At 68.3% G+C, this 16,567-nt stretch carries 13 protein-coding genes; 3 read left to right on the top strand and 10 right to left on the bottom strand.

The window, feature by feature from the left end:
• Positions 1–94 precede the first annotated feature (94 nt).
• The 3 genes from GGR03_RS08965 to GGR03_RS08955 form a co-directional block, all read right to left on the bottom strand.
• Positions 95–1,765 carry a CRTAC1 family protein gene (locus GGR03_RS08965; protein WP_343058685.1) on the bottom strand — a complete coding sequence of 557 codons (1,671 nt, stop codon included), beginning with the start codon at positions 1,763–1,765 and terminating at the stop codon, positions 95–97.
• A gap of 344 nt (positions 1,766–2,109) precedes the next feature.
• Positions 2,110–3,522, bottom strand: a complete 1,413-nt coding sequence (locus GGR03_RS08960) for a di-heme oxidoredictase family protein (protein ID WP_183207300.1) — start codon at positions 3,520–3,522, stop codon at positions 2,110–2,112.
• Complete coding sequence (locus tag GGR03_RS08955) at positions 3,522–4,739, bottom strand: ROK family protein (protein WP_246367757.1); 1,218 nt, start codon at positions 4,737–4,739, stop codon at positions 3,522–3,524. Before GGR03_RS08955 ends, GGR03_RS08960 begins: the two co-directional genes overlap by 1 nt.
• A 184-nt stretch (positions 4,740–4,923) precedes the next feature.
• On the opposite strand from GGR03_RS08955, the gene xylF reads away from it, so the two are divergent.
• The 3 genes from xylF (at position 4,924) to GGR03_RS08940 (ending at position 8,306) form a co-directional block, all read left to right on the top strand.
• Positions 4,924–5,967 carry a D-xylose ABC transporter substrate-binding protein gene (xylF, locus tag GGR03_RS08950; RefSeq protein WP_183207298.1) on the top strand — a complete coding sequence of 348 codons (1,044 nt, stop codon included), beginning with the start codon at positions 4,924–4,926 and terminating at the stop codon, positions 5,965–5,967.
• 192 nt (positions 5,968–6,159) lie between these two features.
• Positions 6,160–7,473 carry a sugar ABC transporter permease gene (locus GGR03_RS08945; protein ID WP_183207297.1) on the top strand — a complete coding sequence of 438 codons (1,314 nt, stop codon included), beginning with the start codon at positions 6,160–6,162 and terminating at the stop codon, positions 7,471–7,473.
• 8 nt (positions 7,474–7,481) lie between these two features.
• Entirely contained in the window at positions 7,482–8,306 is an 825-nt protein-coding gene (locus tag GGR03_RS08940) for an ATP-binding cassette domain-containing protein (protein WP_246367834.1), read from the top strand.
• Between the two features lie 75 nt (positions 8,307–8,381).
• Here the strand turns inward: GGR03_RS08940 and xylB are convergent, their stop codons facing one another.
• The 7 genes from xylB to GGR03_RS08905 all read right to left on the bottom strand — a co-directional run bounded on the left by xylB (position 8,382) and on the right by GGR03_RS08905 (position 16,560).
• On the bottom strand, positions 8,382–9,836 hold the full coding sequence (xylB, locus tag GGR03_RS08935) for a xylulokinase (protein ID WP_183207295.1): 1,455 nt from the start codon (positions 9,834–9,836) through the stop codon (positions 8,382–8,384).
• A 24-nt stretch (positions 9,837–9,860) separates the two neighbouring features.
• Positions 9,861–10,130 (bottom strand): type II toxin-antitoxin system HicB family antitoxin, encoded by a 270-nt coding sequence (locus GGR03_RS08930; RefSeq protein WP_183207294.1) that lies wholly within the window; start codon positions 10,128–10,130, stop codon positions 9,861–9,863.
• Between the two features lie 22 nt (positions 10,131–10,152).
• Positions 10,153–11,466, bottom strand: coding sequence for a xylose isomerase (xylA, locus tag GGR03_RS08925; protein ID WP_183207293.1), 1,314 nt, complete (start codon positions 11,464–11,466; stop codon positions 10,153–10,155).
• Between the two features lie 160 nt (positions 11,467–11,626).
• Entirely contained in the window at positions 11,627–12,589 is a 963-nt protein-coding gene (locus GGR03_RS08920; RefSeq protein WP_183207292.1) for an ABC transporter substrate-binding protein, read from the bottom strand.
• Between the two features lie 27 nt (positions 12,590–12,616).
• Complete coding sequence (locus GGR03_RS08915; RefSeq protein ID WP_163042928.1) at positions 12,617–13,615, bottom strand: ABC transporter permease; 999 nt, start codon at positions 13,613–13,615, stop codon at positions 12,617–12,619.
• Positions 13,605–15,119, bottom strand: a complete 1,515-nt coding sequence (locus tag GGR03_RS08910) for a sugar ABC transporter ATP-binding protein (RefSeq protein ID WP_183207291.1) — start codon at positions 15,117–15,119, stop codon at positions 13,605–13,607. The genes GGR03_RS08915 and GGR03_RS08910 overlap by 11 nt, the downstream gene beginning before the upstream one ends.
• 271 nt (positions 15,120–15,390) lie before the next feature.
• On the bottom strand, positions 15,391–16,560 hold the full coding sequence (locus GGR03_RS08905; protein ID WP_183207290.1) for a Gfo/Idh/MocA family protein: 1,170 nt from the start codon (positions 16,558–16,560) through the stop codon (positions 15,391–15,393).
• Positions 16,561–16,567 lie beyond the last annotated feature (7 nt).

The following is a 16,567-nucleotide window of genomic DNA, read 5'->3' as shown; positions in this document are numbered from 1 at the left end:
AGCGGAAGTGCTCACTTTTCCGTAAGTGCCGCAAGAACACGAGGGTTGCGCCGATTGCCGCGGCACATTGCCCCGCCGCAGGTCGGGGCCAGTCTCAGCGCGCCGCCGCCTCGTCGCTGCCGAAGGCCGGACGATCGGCGTCCGGGTACCAGTAGCGCGCCGCCGGCGCGTCGCGCTCGATCAGGACGAAGCTGTCGGCGAAGACCCGGTAGGGGTGGCTCCACGCGCCGTCCGGCCACTGCACCCGCACCTCGGCGCGCTCGGCGGTGCCGAGGCCGAGATGCACGAAGCCGGAACGGCCCGAGGCATGGCCACCGCCGACCTGTACCGTCCGGTAGAGCGTCCTGGTGCCGATCTTTACGGCCAGCTTGGCGCCGAGGGCGGCGCGGTTGGCACCCTTCTGGGCGAGCGAGACCTCGAGGAAATTGCCGAGCGGGCGCGTGCCGAAGGCGGTCGCGGCGCCGCGGTTGCGGAAGAGGCTGGCGGGTTGCCCACGATTGACGACGAGCAGATCGAGCGCACCGTCGAGGTTGAAGTCGGTCGCCAAAGCTCCCCGCCCCTTGGTGTCGAGCGCCAGGCCCGCCGCCTCGCCGCGTTCGGTGAAGCGCCCGTCGAAACCGCCCATCAGGAGATTGTCCGGGTCGTAGGCGGCGAAGTCCGGCATCGCCTCGACATTGCCCTTGGCGATGAACAGGTCGAGCGCGGTATCGTTGTTGAAATCGGCGAATTCGGCGTGCCAGCCGGTCGAGGGCTTGCCCTGGTCCTCGACATAGGGCCGGTGCGCCGTGGCGCCGCGGTCGAAGGCCTCGTCGCGATAGGTCGGCGCGTCCTCGAACTCGCGGTCGAGGAACTGCAGCTTGGTGTCGCCCATGGAGGTTAGCGCGTATTCCGGCGTGCCGTCGCCGTCGACGTCGCCCTCGGCGATGCCCATGCCCCAGATCGACAGGTGTTGCCAGCCGTCCGCCTTGCGGTAGGGGCGCGGCGCCCGGTCCGGCTCGAGCCGCCAGAGCTGCTCGGCGCCGCCGCGATAGTATTGCCGGTCGTTGGTGATGCGCAGCGCCGGCTCGCCGGAGCGGTTCCAGTCGGTGAACAGCATCGACAAGGCGCAGTAGCCGGGCGACAGCGCCAGCGGCTCGGAATAGTCGGGGGCCCCGGTCGCGCCTTCGCGCGGGCGGATCAGGACGTTGTCGGCGCAGGTGCCCCAGGGTGAGCCCGGCGCGGCGCGATCGACATAATTGCCGAAGGCGAGCGTCGGGAAGGATGCGCCCGGCTCGAAGATCGCCGAGAAGGCCGTCGTCCAGGCGCGGCCGCCCTCGAAGCCCCAGCCGAAATTTGCCTTCTCGAAGTGGCAGTTGGGCCCGCCCTTGAGAAGGATGTTCGCCCCGACCCGCAGCAGCACGAGGTCCTCGAACCCGTCCTGGTCGACGTCCAGCGGATAGGCGCCGGTGACGCTCGCGAGGTCCTTCGGGTCGACGGGCTGCGCGATCTTCTCGAAGGCGAGCGTCCCGCCTGCCTGCGAGCGGTTGACGTAGAAGCTGCCCTCGCCCGCGCCGCCGGCCAGGAACAGGTCCGGGAAACGGTCGCCATTGCAGTCGAAGGCGGCGCCGCCGCCCCCGACGAAGAACTCCCACGGCCCGCCATAGACATGCTCGATGCCCGCCGCCTTCGCCTCCTCATGGAAGAGCGGCGTGTCGGCGGCGAAGCCGGGTGCGGTTTCGGCTTGGGCCGTCGTGGCGGTCAGGCCGCAAAGCGCTGCGATGGCCAAGCGCGTAAGGAGCCGCGCGGAGAATCCAGTCGGTCCGAAGGGCGGGTTCGACCTACCCCCCTCTGCCCTGCCGGGCATCTCCCCCACAAGGGGGGAGATCGGCAGCTTCGTCGTCTCGCCCTCTTCTGCAAAAGCCCCCACGCTCCCGGTGTCACGGAAAGCAAAGCGGCCTTCAGCGTCCGCCGAAATCCTGTGGCGGAGACCGCCGAAGATCGGCACACGAGAAAGAGATGCGGCTTCGGCGGCAAGCCGATCTCCCCCCTTGTGGGGGAGATGTCCGGCAGGACAGAGGGGGGTAACTCGCTCGGCACTTTCCGACGGATATCGAGAGGCTCCCATCTCGCTCACTCCCCCACCGACAGCGTCTTCAGCCAGGCGATCAGCGCCGAGCGGTCGGCCTCCGGCAGCTCCCGGTAGCCGGAAGCGCCCGCCTCGGCTGCGCCGCCATGGGCGCGGATCACCTCGTCCAGCGTGGTGACGTCGCCGCGATGGCCGTAAGGCGCGGTGTCGGCAAGGCCCCAGAGTTCGGCGGTCATGAACACGTCGCGCTCGACGAAGCGCTGGGCCAGCGTCTCGTTGCCGAGGTCGGCGGTGCGGGTGTCGGCGATGCGGTGGCGCTTCAGGTCGCCGAACAGCGGCACCAGCACGTCCCCGTTGGCATTGCGCGGCAGACGCGCCGCCCATTCAAGCGTCGCCAGGTCGTAGACGGCGGGTCGCTCGACGTCCCCCTCGCGCAGCGTGCCGGCAAGGTCGACCGGGCCGGGGTCCTGGAAGGCGAGGCTCTTCAGCGGCAGGGCCGGGCGATGGCAGGTCTCGCAACCGAGCTCGGCGAAGACGGCGCGGCCGCGCCTCGCGGCTTCCCGCCACGCCGGGTCGTCGGGCGCCGCCTCGATCGGCGGCGGCAGCGTCGCCTGAAACGCCACCATCGCGGAGACTTCCCCGGCGCCTATCTCGTCCGGATATCCGTCGCCATCGAAATCCTGGGTGCCGGTCCAGCGCGCGCCCCAGCGCTCGTCCGGCTGGATGCCGTGGTGCTGGTTCAGCGCGTTGACGGTGAACTGGCGCAGCGAGGTCATCACGCCCTTCTGGGTGAACGGGCGGATGACGAGGTCCGCGTCGACGCCGTCCAGCTCCGCGAGGTCGACCGAGCCGTCCGGCTGCGCGGTGATGCGGCCGAAATCGACGCCCTTGGCGACGAGCGTGACCCGCACCGGTTCCCCCGTCGCGCGAGCCCGGCGCAGCGCATCCGCCCGACCGGCACGCAATTCGACGGTCATCTCGCGGGCCAGCAGTTCGACCAGTCCGGCACCGAACAGATGGTTGGTGCCGCGTTCGTTGGAGAATTGCGGGTCGAGCGTGTCGAATTCGGCGCTCTCGAAGCCTTCCGAGACGAAGGCATTGGCGACGAAGCCGCCCGCCCCGCCGGTCACCGGCTCGTTGTGGCAGGAGGAGCAGGCATTGGCGTCGGGGCCGGCGAGGCGCTGGAAGGCATGCTCGGCCGGCCGCCGCGTCGCCGTCGGCACGATCGCCTGCGTCGCGTTCGGCCGCCCGGCGCCGTCCAGCACGGTGAAGCGCGCCTCGAAGAGGTCCTTGCCCTTGAGTGCCAGGTCCTCGAGGGCCTCCCCCATGATCGGCCCGGCGATCGCCGACTGGTCGAGGCGTTCGCGGATGGTCTTCTCGCTCCAGGCCGGCTCCTCTGCCAAGGCGGGCAGCGCCAGTCCGGCGGCCAACGCCGCGAGTGCGATACGACACAGCATCAGGCGGCCTCCTCGATCTCGGTTCCGGCGAAACGGGCAAAGCGGTCGTCGAGCGCGGCGAGGGCATGCGCCGTCGCGGCGGAGAAGATCAGCTGGTCGACGTCCTCGGCGATCGAGAAGGCGGTATCGGCGCCGGAGCCGTCAATCGCGCTCTCGCTGATGCCGCGGCGGATCGCCGGCTCCAGCAGGTCCATGGCGTGGGCGCCGGAGCCGGTGAAGACGATCGGCAGCGGGTCGATCAGCGCGAAGACCCGGCCGAGCCCGTAGCCGATGGCCAGCCCCGCCTCCTCGAAGGCAGTCGCCGCTGCGCCCTGCCCTTCTCGGGCCAGCGCCGCCAGGCGATGCATGTCGGCGTCGCTGATGCGGCGCGTCGGCACCGTATCCGCCTCTCCATGTGCCCGGCGCCAGATGGCATAGTCGCCGGCATAGGCTTCGACGCAGCCGTGATTGCCGCAGCGGCAGCGCGCGCCGCCGGGAATGTGGTTGATGTGGCCGAACTCGACCGCCGAGGAGCGCTGGCCCTGGAAGGTCGAGCCGCCGAGCCGAAGTCCCATGCCGACACCGAAGCCGATGAACAGGGTGGCGAAGTCGCGGCCGCTGAAGTCGGGAGTCCAGCGAAACGCCTCGGGCATCAGCGAGCAGTCGTTGAAGACCTGGACCTGGGCGCCGGTAGCGGCGGCGAGCGGCGTCGCGATGTCGAGATCGCGCGCCCTCAGCGCCGGCGACCAGAGGATGCGGGAAAGGCCGCTGTCGGTCTTGCCCTGCACGGCGACGATGAGCATGCCGAAGGCAGGCCGCGGCGCTTCGCCGGCGGCCTCGTCGAGCAGCGCCAGCAACGCCGCGACGATCTCGTCTCGCCCGAGATCGGAGAGATCGCATTCGCGCCGCGCCTCGCCGCGGACATTGCCGGCGTAGTCGGCAAATCGCACCGAAACCTCGCCGACGGCGACCTTGCCGATCGCCACCGTCGCGGCGGAAGCAGCCAGCGCCAGCGCCTTGCCGGGTCGCCCGCGCCGCGCCGTCCGCCCGTCGTCGTCCACCTCTTCGAGGATGCCGGTGCGCAGCAACGCGGTGGCGATCGCCGAAGCGGCCGAAACGGAAAGCCCGGTTGCTTCGCTGACCGCCTTGCGGGTCGAAATGGGGGTGCGTCTCAGATGGTCGATGACGGCGTGGCGATTGTGGGCGCGCACGTCGTCGGCATCGGTCTTGGCCAGCATTTGCGGCATTTCCTCCCGCCGAAGGCCCGCTCTCCCGGCGGGTTCCCAAGGCCTGTGGTCGCCACGTTGACACGGATGAGATTTGCTGTCACCATTTTTTCCGAGGCTTGGAAAAAGTCTCGATCGGCCGGGAGAACGGGCCGTCGTCGAATGATCGGGCGCTTGCGCGCCGGGAGGAAAATCCATGAAGAATCTGAAGCTCGCGCTTGCCGGCGCGGTATTCTCGATGGCTGTCGTCGGATCTGCGGCCGCGCAGGAGGGCAAGACCGTCGGCGTGTCCTGGTCGAACTTCCAGGAAGAGCGCTGGAAGACCGACGAGGCTGCCATCAAGGAAGCGCTCGAGGCCGCCGGCGCCACCTACATCTCCGCCGACGCACAGTCCTCGGCCGCCAAGCAGCTCACGGACGTCGAGTCGCTGATCAGCCAGGGCGCCGACGCCCTTATCATCCTGGCGCAGGATTCCGACGCCATCGGCCCGGCAGTCGAGGCCGCGGCGAACAACGGCATTCCGGTGGTCGGTTACGACCGGCTGATCGAGAACCCGGACGCCTTCTACATCACCTTCGATAACAAGGAAGTCGGGCGCATCCAGGCCCAGGAAGTCCTCAAGGTCGCACCGGAAGGCAACTACGCCTTCATCAAGGGCTCCGCCGCCGATCCGAACGCCGATTTCCTGTTCTCGGGCCAGATGGAAGTGCTCAAGGAAGCCATCGATTCCGGCAAGATCAAGAATGTCGGCGAGAGCTACACGGACGGCTGGCTGCCCGCCAACGCCCAGCAGAACATGGAACAGATCCTGACCGCCAACAACAACGAGGTCGACGCCGTCGTCGCCTCGAACGACGGCACCGCCGGCGGCGCCATCGCCGCGCTGGAAGCCCAGGGCCTCGCCGGCTCCGTGCCGGTTTCCGGGCAGGACGCCGATTTCGCCGCGCTCAACCGCATCGCCCGCGGCACCCAGACCGTGTCGGTCTGGAAGGATTCCCGCGAGCTCGGCAAGCGTGCGGCGGAAATCGCCATCGAGCTCGCCGACGGCACCGAGATGAGCGCGATCGAGGGCGTCACGACCTTCAGCGACGGGCCGAACGGCGTCGAGATGCAGTCGATCTTCCTGACGCCGATGGCGATCACCCAGGAAAACCTCGGCACCATCATCGATGCCGGCTGGGTGTCGAAGGACGTGGTCTGCCAGGGCGCCGATGCAGCGTCGGTCCCGGCCTGCGGCTGAGCCGTCGACAGACATAGCGAAAGGCGGCCGCCTTTGGGCGGCCGTCGATGCGCGTCGAGGACAAGAGGCGCCGCCGGACGTGACGGACGGTGCCGATCCCGATAGCGTTCAAGCAAGAAGCAACGAGCCGAGCATGCGTCATCCCCGCGGCAAGAGCCGGGAGCGCCGCGTAGCTCCGCCAGGGAGGCGGGCATGAGCCAAGCGACAACCGGACCCACGGCCACCGCCGGCGGCGCCAAGGGCGAAGGCGGCCTCAAAGGCTTCATCCGCGCTACCGAGATCGACACGCGCATGCTCGGCATGGTCGGAGCGCTGCTGGTCATCTGGGTGGTCTTCCACTTCCTGTCCGGCGGCATTTTCCTGACGCCGCGCAATCTGTGGAACCTCACCGTCCAGACCGCCTCTATCGCAGTGATGGCGACCGGCATGGTGCTGGTCATCGTCACCCGCAACATCGACCTCTCGGTCGGCTCGATCCTCGGCTTCACCGGCATGGCCATGGCCGCGCTGCAGGTCGACATCCTGCCCGGCCTGCTCGGCTTCAACAACCCGTTCAGCTGGATCATCACGTTGGCTGTCGGCGTCATGATCGGCATCGCCATCGGCGGCCTGCAGGGATACGTCATCGCGTTTCTCGGCGTACCGGCCTTCATCGTCACGCTGGGCGGACTGCTCGTGTGGCGGGGCGGCGCCTGGTGGCTGACCTCGGGGCGCACCGTCGCCCCGCTCGACGACACGTTCCGGCTGATGGGCGGCGGCGCGACGGGATCGCTCGGCGAGACCTGGACGTGGATTCTCGCCCTCGTCGCCTGCGTCGCCGTCGCGATATCGCTGGTCATGGCCCGCCGCCGCCGCGTGCGCTTCGGTTTCCCGCTCCGGCCGGTATGGGCGGAGGCGACGATGGCGGCGATCGCCGGTGCCGTCATCCTCGGCGCCGCCTGGATCCTCAACAGCTATCACTGGCCGTCGGCGATCGCCCGTCGCTACGCCGAGGCGCAGGGCATCGAGGCGCCCGAAGGCGGGCTGCAGATCGGCTATGGCGTCGCCGTGCCGGTGCTCATCGCCATCGTGGTCGGCATCGTGATGACCTTCGTCGCCCGGCGCACCCGCTTCGGCCGCTACGTCTTCGCCATCGGCGGCAACCCCGAAGCCGCCGAGCTCGCCGGCATCAATACGCGCTGGGTGCTGATGAAGGTGTTCATGCTGATGGGCGCCCTTGCAGCCCTCGGCGCGGCCATCTCCACCGCGCGCCTCAACGCCGCCACCAACGCGCTCGGTACGCTCGACGAGCTCTACGTCATCGCCGCGGCGGTGATCGGCGGCACGTCGCTGGCGGGCGGCGCCGGCACGATCATCGGCGCGATGCTGGGCGCATTGGTGATGCAGTCGCTGCAGTCGGGCATGGTGCTTCTCGGCGTCGACTCGCCGCTGCAGTCGATCGTCGTCGGCATCGTCCTCGTCGTCGCCGTGTGGATCGATACCGTCTATCGCAGGAGGGCCGGATGAGCACGACGATGGAGGCCATCACCGATCACGGGCCCGGCCACCCGGACACGGTCGATCGCAGCGGTGCGCCGCTGGTCGAGCTGAAGGACATCTCGATCTCGTTCGGCGGCATCCATGCCGTGGAACGCGCCTCGCTCGATCTCTATCCCGGCGAGGTCGTTGCCCTGCTCGGCCACAACGGCGCCGGCAAGTCGACGCTGATCAAGATCCTGTCCGGTGCCTACAAGCGCGACAGCGGCGAGATCTTCGTGCGCGGCGAGGCCGCCGCGATCGGCAATCCGCGCGACGCCAAGGCCTACGGGATCGAGACGATCTACCAAACGCTGGCGCTGGCCGACAACGTGGATGCCGCGGCGAACCTCTTTCTCGGCCGCGAGATCCTGACACCCTGGGGAACGCTCGACGACGGCGCGATGGAGGCCGAGGCCCGCAAGGTCATGGGCCGGCTGAACCCCAATTTCCGCCGCTTCAAGGAGCCGGTGAAGGCGCTCTCCGGCGGCCAGCGGCAGTCAGTGGCCATCGCGCGGGCGATCCTGTTCAACGCCAAGATCCTGATCATGGACGAGCCGACCGCCGCGCTCGGGCCGCAGGAGACCGCGCAGGTCGGCGAGCTGATCAAGGAACTGAAGAAGGAAGATATCGGCATCTTCCTGATCAGCCACGACATTCACGACGTCTTCGACCTCGCCGACCGTGTCGTGGTGATGAAGAACGGCCAGGTGGTCGGCGGCGCCAAGACCGGCGACGTCACCAAGGACGAGGTCCTCGGGATGATCATCCTCGGCAAGTGCCCGCCAGGCGCGACGCCCGGCCCCGGCGCGATGAAGGACTGAAGCAAAAGGGGCGCCGAGAGGGCGCCCCTTTTGCTTAGAGCATTCCGTTTCCGACGCATCGCGTGCCCGAAGGGTTCAGCCGGCCATCGCCGCCTTCACTGCCGGGTAGAGCCGGCGATAGCGCTCATAGGCTGCCGCGTAGGCGTCGGCCTTGTCGCGATCCGGCGTGAAGCGGCGCGCGATCGGCGGCTCGGTCATCACGCTCTTCGGATCCTCGCCCGTCGCCGCGCAGAGGCCGAGCCGGGCGGCACCGAAGGCCGCGCCGAAATCACCGGCCTCGGGCAGCGCGATCTCGGTATCCAGCACCGTCGCCATGAGCTTCAGCCAATAGGCAGACCGCGAGCCGGCGCCGACGGCGATCAGCCGTTGCGGCGACGTGCCGCCGCCGGCCGTGACGCTGTCGCGCATCGAGAAGGCGACGCCCTCGAGCACGGCGCGGGTCATGGCCGCGCGGTCGCTGCCCGCGTCGAGCCCGGCGAAGACGCCGCGAATGTCGGCATCGTTGTGCGGCGTCCGCTCGCCCGAGAGATACGGCAGGAACACCAGCCGCCCCGGCTCGCCGAGTTCCTCGCCGAGCGCGCCGGTGAGGGCCGCCGGCTCTTCCTTCAGGAGCTGCGACAGCCATTCGACCGAGCCGGCGGCCGAGAGCGTCACGCCCATCTGGTGCCACAGGCCCGGAATGGCGTGGCAGAACGTGTGAAGGGCCGTCTCCGGCACCGGGTGATAGCCGGCGACCGCGGTGAACAGGACGCCCGAGGTGCCGAGCGACAGGAAGCCGGTGCCGGGTTCGGCGACGCCGACGCCGCAGGCGGACGCGGCATTGTCGCCGCCGCCGCCGGCGACCGCGATGCCCGGCGTCAGGCCGAAGCGGGTGGCGAGTTCGGGGCGCAGCTGGCCGGAGACTTCCGTGCCCTCGACCAGTCGCGGCATGTGGTCGATCGACAGGCCGGTCTTCTCCAGCATCCGGCCGGACCATTCGCGCCGGCCGGTATCGAGCCAGGCCGTGCCGGCGGCGTCCGACATTTCCGACACCGCCTCGCCGGTCAGCCACAGCCGCAGATAATCCTTCGGCAGCAGGACGCGCCGGACCTTGGCGTAGATCTCCGGCTCGTTGCGGGCGACCCAAAGGAGCTTCGGCGCGGTGAAGCCGGGGAAGACGATGTTGCCGGTGATGGCGCGGGATTCGTCGTCGTCGAGTTCGGCCGCTTCCTGGTGGCTGCGGGTGTCGTTCCACAGGATGCAGGGCCGCAGGACCGTCTCGTCGGCGCCGAGCAGCGTCGCGCCGTGCATGTGGCCGGAGAGGCCGATGCCGGCGACAGCGGCGAGCGCCTCGCCATGCTCGGTCTTCAGTCGCTCCAGTGCCGTCTGGCAGGCGGCGATCCAGGCGGCCGGATCCTGCTCCGACCAGCCAAAATGCGGACGCTCGACGGTGAGCGGCACGGAGACCGAGGCGATCGGCCGCTGGTCCTCGCCAATGATCAGCGCCTTCAGCGACGACGTGCCGAGGTCGAGCCCGAGATAGTTGGTCATGAATATCCTTTGTCTGCTGGCTGATCAGGCGGGTTCGTCCCGGGGCGCCGCCACCCGAATCGCGACGCCTTCACGGTGACGGCGATCCCCCATCACCGCTTCCCGCGATGATGGGGGAGGCAACGCCAACCCTTGCTCCCGCATGCCTTCGACATGCAGAGCCAGTGCTTCCTCCGCCATCGCGCGGGCTTCGTTGAGTGTCCGCCCGGCGCTGACGCACCCTGGAAAGTCCGGAAAGGCGACGTCGAAATCGCTTCCGGCGTCCTTGTGGATGATCGCGATGTAGTCGCTCATCATCGCCCCCCGCTCTTCAAGTTCAGACGTAGCGGTTGACCACGCCTTCCAGATATTCCTGCCGGCCGGAGCGGGGCTGCGGGTCGAGGCCGAGCGCGCGGTCGGCGATCGTCTCGAGCGTGCGTTCGCCGGCGAGCATCGCCTTTGCCTCCTCGCCCTGCCAGCCGGCATAGCGGTCCGCCAGCGGCTGGCTCAGCGCGCCGTCGGCCAGCATCTGCTCGGCTGCCAGCAGCCCACGGGCGCACACGTCCATCGACGCGACATGGGCGATCAGCAGATCGTCCGGGTCGATCGACTGGCGGCGGATCTTGGCATCGAAATTGAGCCCGCCGGTGGTGAAGCCGCCATGCTGCAGCATCTCGTGGAAGACCAGGGTGATCTCCTTGACGTCCATGGCGAACTGGTCGGTGTCCCAGCCGAGCAGATCGTCACCGCGATTGATGTCGAGCGAACCGAACAGATCGTGGGCGTAGGCGAGCTTGACCTCGTGATCGAAGCTATGGCCGGCGAGGATGGCGTGGTTCTGCTCGATGTTCATCTTCACGTCGGCGAGGAGATCGTATTTCTGCAGGAAGCCGAAAACGGTCGCGACGTCGAAATCGTACTGGTGCTTGGTCGGCTCCTTCGGCTTCGGCTCGATCAGGATCGGGCCGGCAAAGCCGATCTTGTGCTTGTAGTCAACGAGCATCGACAGGAATCTGCCCAGCTGGTCCAACTCCTGCTTCATGTCGGTGTTGAGCAGCGTCTCGTAGCCCTCGCGGCCGCCCCAGCAGACGTAGTTCTCGCCGTTGAGGCGATGCGTCGCGTCGAGCGCCGCCTTCACCTGCCCGCAGGCATAGGCGAAGACGTCCGGATCGGGATTGGTCGCGGCGCCGGCCATGTAGCGCCGGTGCGAGAAGAGATTGGCGGTGCCCCAGAGCAGGCGTACGCGGTCGCTCGCCATCTTCTCCTCGAAGATGTCGGTGATGACCTTCAGGTTGTCGATCGACTGCTGCAGCGTCTCGCCTTCCGGCGCGAAGTCGACGTCGTGGAAGGCGAAGAACGGCACGTCGAGGAGGCGGAACATGTCGAAGGCGACATCGGCCTTCTGCTTGGCAAGGCCGAGCACATCGCCGCCGTGCATCCAGGGCCGGTTGAAGGTCTCGCCGCCGAAGGGATCGCCGCCTGGCCAGGTGAAGGAATGCCAGTAGGCGACGGAGAAGCGCAGATGATCCTCCATCCGCTTGCCCATCACCATCCGGTCCTTGTCATAGAACCGGAAGGCGAGCGGATCGCGGCTGTCGGTGCCGGCGAAGGCGATCGGCTGGCTCTGGCTGAAGAAGTTTCCTGCGGTCATGACGGCAATTCCTGAAGTGGGGCGCGGCGCGCCCGTTCGATGCAGCTTGTGGCAGCGAGCGCCATGTGGCGCGCGCCGATGACGAAGGCCCGTCCGCCGGTGCCCGGACGGACGGGCCGAAGCCCGCTGGGATATCGCGGGCCTGGACCGGATCTCGCGATCAGAACGGCGAGTCCGGGTAGAGATACTGGTCGGCGTTTTCAGGGGTCACCAGCACTGAGCCGATGATGAAGCGGCCTTCCATCGGCGCCTGCGACACGAAGCGGTCGGCGGTCAGCCGGATCGCCGTGGCAATCATCGCCGGCGGGTAGGTGACGTCGGCCGGGACCATGGCGTCGCCGGCCTTCACCCGCTCGATCATCTGCTTCATGCCGGCACCGCCGAGCACCCACATGTCGCCCTCGCGGCCGGCCTGGTTGATTGCCTCGATGACGCCAAGCGCCATGTCGTCGTCGGAAGCCCAGACCGCGTCGATCTCGGGGAAGCGCGACAGGAAGTCCTGCATCACCTCGAAGGCCTTGTCGCGGTTCCAGTCGCCGTGCTCCATCCCGATGATCTCGATGTTCGAGCCTTCGAGGGCGGCCTCGAAGGCCTCGACCCGCTCGTTGTCGATGGTCGTCGGAATGCCGCGAAGCGCGACGATCTTGCCGCCGTCGGGCATCTTCTCCTTGAAGTACTCGCCGGCGACGCGGCCGAAGGCGGTGTTGTCGCCCGCAACGTAGAGGTCCTCGATGCCCTCCTGGGCGAGACCCCGGTCCACCACCGTCACCCACTTGCCGGCATCGGCGACGCGCTTCACCGGCCCGGTCAGCGGATCGGATTCGAACGGCAGGATGACCAGCGCGTCGATGTCGCGCGTCGCCATCATGTCCTCGACGTCGGAGACCTGCTTGCCCGGGTCACCCGCCGTGGCGAGGACGAACTCCAGATGCGGATAGGTCTCCTTCAGGCTGTCGATCGCCTGCTGGGCGTGGAAGTTCACGCCGCCGGTCCAGCCATGCGTGGCCGCCGGAATCGAGACGCCGATCGTCACCGGCTCGGCATCCTGCGCGGTGGCAAGGCTCGGCAGCGCCAGCGAAGCGGCGACCAAGCCTGCTCCTGCGAGTTTCATCAGTTTCTTCATGTCATTCCTCCCGGTTGCGACGCGAATTCAAGCCGCGCCTTTTCGGCCGCGCTGCAAGACGACGGCCAGAATGATGATGACGCCCTGGATCGCCCCGTTGAGATAGGGGCTGACGAGGTCCGTCAGATTGAGAATGTTGTCGATCAGGCTGAGGATCACCACGCCGACGACCGTGCCCCAGACGCGGCCGAAACCGCCCTTCAGGACGGTGCCGCCGATGATCACCGCGGCGATCGCCTCGAGCTCCCAGAGGATGCCGGTGGTCGAGGAGGCCGAGCCGAGGCGCGGCACGTACATGATCGTCGCGATGCCGACGAGCATGCCCTGCAGCATGTAGGTGGCGAGCCGCACCCGATCGACGTGGATCGCCGAATAGCGCGCCACCTGGGCATTGGAGCCGACCGCCGCCGCATGCCGCCCGTAGGCGGTCTTGCGCATGACGATCTCGCCGGCGATGGCGACGAGGGCGAAGACGATGATCGGCCAGGCGATGCCGGCGACGCCGCCGTAATAGACCGGCCGGTAGACCTCGCGCAGCTCGAAATTCAGCGACAGCGTGCCGCCGTCGGCCAGCCAGACCACCAGCGAACGGAAGATGCCGAGCGTGCCGAGCGTCACGATGAAGGCCTCGATCCGCCCGACGGTGATCAGGATGCCATTGAGGAAACCGGCGGCCAGGCCGAGCAGCAGACAGGCCGCCATGCCGACGATGATCGTGTTCCAGCCAATGCCGAGCACCGGCACCAGGGCGTTGAGGATGATGATCGTGACGCCGGCGAGGAAGGCCGCCATCGAGCCGACCGACAGATCGAGCCCGCCGATGGTGATGACGAAGGTCGCTCCCACCGCGATGATGCCGATGAAGGCCGAGCGGGCGAGGACGTTGGTGACGTTGCCGGAAGACAGGAACTGGTCGTTCAGCGACATGCCGAGAATGACCAGCGCCACCAGCGCGACCAGCGGCCCCAGCACGTGGAAGTCCACGCCCTTCCGAGGCTTTGCGACGGAGCTGGCTTCAGCCGACATGCGATGCACTTCCTTCCAGTCCCATGGCCCGGCGGACGATGGCCTCCTCCGTCACGTCGTCTCCAGCCACCTCGCCGTTGAGCCGGCCGGAACGCATGACGATGACGCGATGGCAGAGCCCGATGACCTCCGACATCTCGGAGGAGATGACGATCACGGCCCGCCCTTCGGCGGCGAGCTGGTGGATGAAATTGTAGATCTGCTGCTTGGTACCGATGTCGATGCCGCGGGTCGGCTCGTCGAGGATGACGATCTGCGGCTCGACCAGCATGGTCTTGGCGAGCAACAGCTTCTGCTGGTTGCCGCCGGAGAGGTTGCCGACCGGGATCGTGCGCGAGCCGGCGCGGATGTCGAAGCGCTTGATCGCCGTGTCCAGCGCCTGGTCCTCGGCCTTCTCGTCGACGAAGATGCCGGAGAAGCGGTCGAGGCCGAGCAGCGTCAGGTTTTCGCGCATGCCGTAGCCGAGCAGCAGGCCGCAGCCCTTGCGGTCCTCGGTGAGGTAGCCAATCCCATGCCCCGTCGCGTCCTTCGGGTTGCGGATGCGCACGGTGGCGCCGTTCCGCTGAATCGTGCCTGTGGCGGGGCGCAGCCCCATGATGCCTTCCATCAGCTCGGTGCGGCCGGCCCCGACGAGCCCGGCGAAGCCGAGGATCTCGCCGCGCCGCAGGTCGAAACTCGCCGTCTCGACATGGCCGGGGACGGAAAAGTCGCGGACCGAGAGGACGATCTCGGCTGCGGCATCCGGGTCCTTTTGCGGGAAGAGATCGCTCAGCTGGCGGCCGACCATCAGCTCGGCCATGCGGTCGGGTGACATCTCGGCGACCGGCGCATCGGCGACGAAGCTGCCGTCGCGCAGGACGGTCACCTCGTCGGCGACCCGGGCGATCTCGTCGAGCTTGTGCGAGGTGTAGAGGATGGCGACGCCGTCGGCCTTCAGCCGGTCGATCTGCGCGAACAGCACCTCGGCCTCGCGCAGCGTCAGCACCGCCGTCGGCTCGTCCATGATCAATACGAGCGCGTTCCGGGCCAACGCCTTGGCTATCTCGACCATCTGCTTCTGTGACACCGACAGCTGCGACACCGGCAGCCGCGTGTCGATCGGCGTGCCGAGCTCGCGCAGGAGCTGCCCGGCCTTCTCGCGCATCGCCTTCCAGTCGAGGAAGAAGCCTTTTTTGATCTCCCGGCCGAGGAAGATGTTGGCCTCCGCCGAGAGCTGTTCGGCGAGATTGAACTCCTGGTGGATGAGCACGATCCCGGCGTGCTCGGCGGCCTCGCTGTCGGCGAAGTCGATCGGCTCGCCGTTGAGCAGGATCTCGCCGTTCGTCGGCTTCTGATAGCCCGCCAGGCACTTCATCAGCGTCGACTTGCCGGCGCCGTTCTCGCCGACCAGCGCATGCACCTCGCCCGGCCGCAGCGCGAAGTCGATGCCGTGCAGCACCTCGACCGGGCCGAACGACTTGCGCACGCCGCGCGCTGCGAGGATCGGGGCGGGCCGGGCGCTCATTGCGTGCGCACCTTCGCGGCGCCGGCACAAGACAGAGCGCCCTCTCTCCCCTTGAGGGAGAGAACGTCTTTTCGCGGAATTGGGCCAAGCGCAGCGCGGTCCAAACCGCTGAAAAGACAAGAGAGGGGTTTCGGACGTAGATCGCCGCTCTCACCCTCGAAAGAAGGCGCAGTTGCCCCTCTCTTGCGATTTCTATCGCTTGGGACCTGCGGCCCCAAGGCGATGAAATCGCTTTCTCCCCCACAAGGGGGGAGAGGGGCGGCGGCGGGTTTCACAGCGCGACCCATGCGCCGTCCTGCTTCGAGGAGGCGACGCAGGCCTCGATGAAGGCGAGGCCGTCGATGCCGTCCTCGATGGTGGGCAGCGCGAGGCCCTCCGGCGGCGCGCGGCCTTCGTCGGCGGCGCGGATCAGTTCCGCGGCATCGGCGTAGATCGTCGCAAAGCCCTCGAGATAGCCTTCAGGGTGCCCGGCCGGCAGGCGCGACACCGACGTCGACGCGGCGTTGGCACCGGCGCCGTTGCGGGTCAGGAGGCGCTTCGGCTCGCCGAGCGGGGTGAACCAGAGCTTGTTCGGCTCTTCCTGGCACCATTCCAACCCGCCTCTGTCGCCATAGACGCGCAGCGTCAGCCCGTTCTCATTGCCGACCGCGACCTGGCTCGCCCAGAGCATGCCCTTTGCGCCGCCGGCAAAACGCAGCAGCATCGAGGCATTGTCGTCGAGCCGGCGGCCCTCGACGAAGGAGGAGAGGTCGGCCGATAGCCGCTCGACCTTCAGGCCGGTGACAAAGCAGGCGAGGTTGTGGGCGTGGGTGCCGATATCGCCGATCGCGCCGCCGGCGCCGGCCTTTTCCGGGTCGACGCGCCAGCCGGCCTGCTTGGAGCCGGTGTCCTCGGTGCGTCCGGCTAGCCAGTCCTGCGCATATTCGGCGACGACGACGCGGATGTCGCCCAGATCGCCCGCCGCCACCATGGCCCGCGCCTGGCGGATCATCGGATAGCCGGTGTAATTGTGGGTCAGCACGAACACCTTGCCCGATGCCCGGGCGATCGCGGCCAGCTCGCGCGCCTCGGCCAGCGTCGTCGTCATCGGCTTGTCGCAGATGACGTGGAAGCCGGCATCGAGGAAGGTCTTGGCCACCGGGAAATGCATGTGGTTGGGCGTGACGATCGCCACCGCCTCGATGCCGTCCTCGCGGGCCTTCTCGGCCGTCGCCATCTCCTCGTAGGAGCCGTAGCTGCGCGCCGGATCGAGGCCGATCTCGGCGGCCGACGCCTTGGCCTTTTCCGGCGTCGACGACAATGCGCCGGCGACGAGCTCGAACCGGTCGTCGATGCGGGCGGCGATACGGTGCACGCCGCCGATGAAGGCGCCCTGCCCGCCGCCGACCATGCCGTAGCGGATCCGCCGCGCGTGGGTCTCGTCGCGTCCTTCGATAGCCATGCCGCCC

Source organism: Aurantimonas endophytica, assembly GCF_014196845.1.
GTDB lineage: Bacteria > Pseudomonadota > Alphaproteobacteria > Rhizobiales > Rhizobiaceae > Aurantimonas > Aurantimonas endophytica.
Note: the sequence above shows the minus strand (reverse complement) of the source record. Positions and strands in the feature narration are given on the sequence as shown.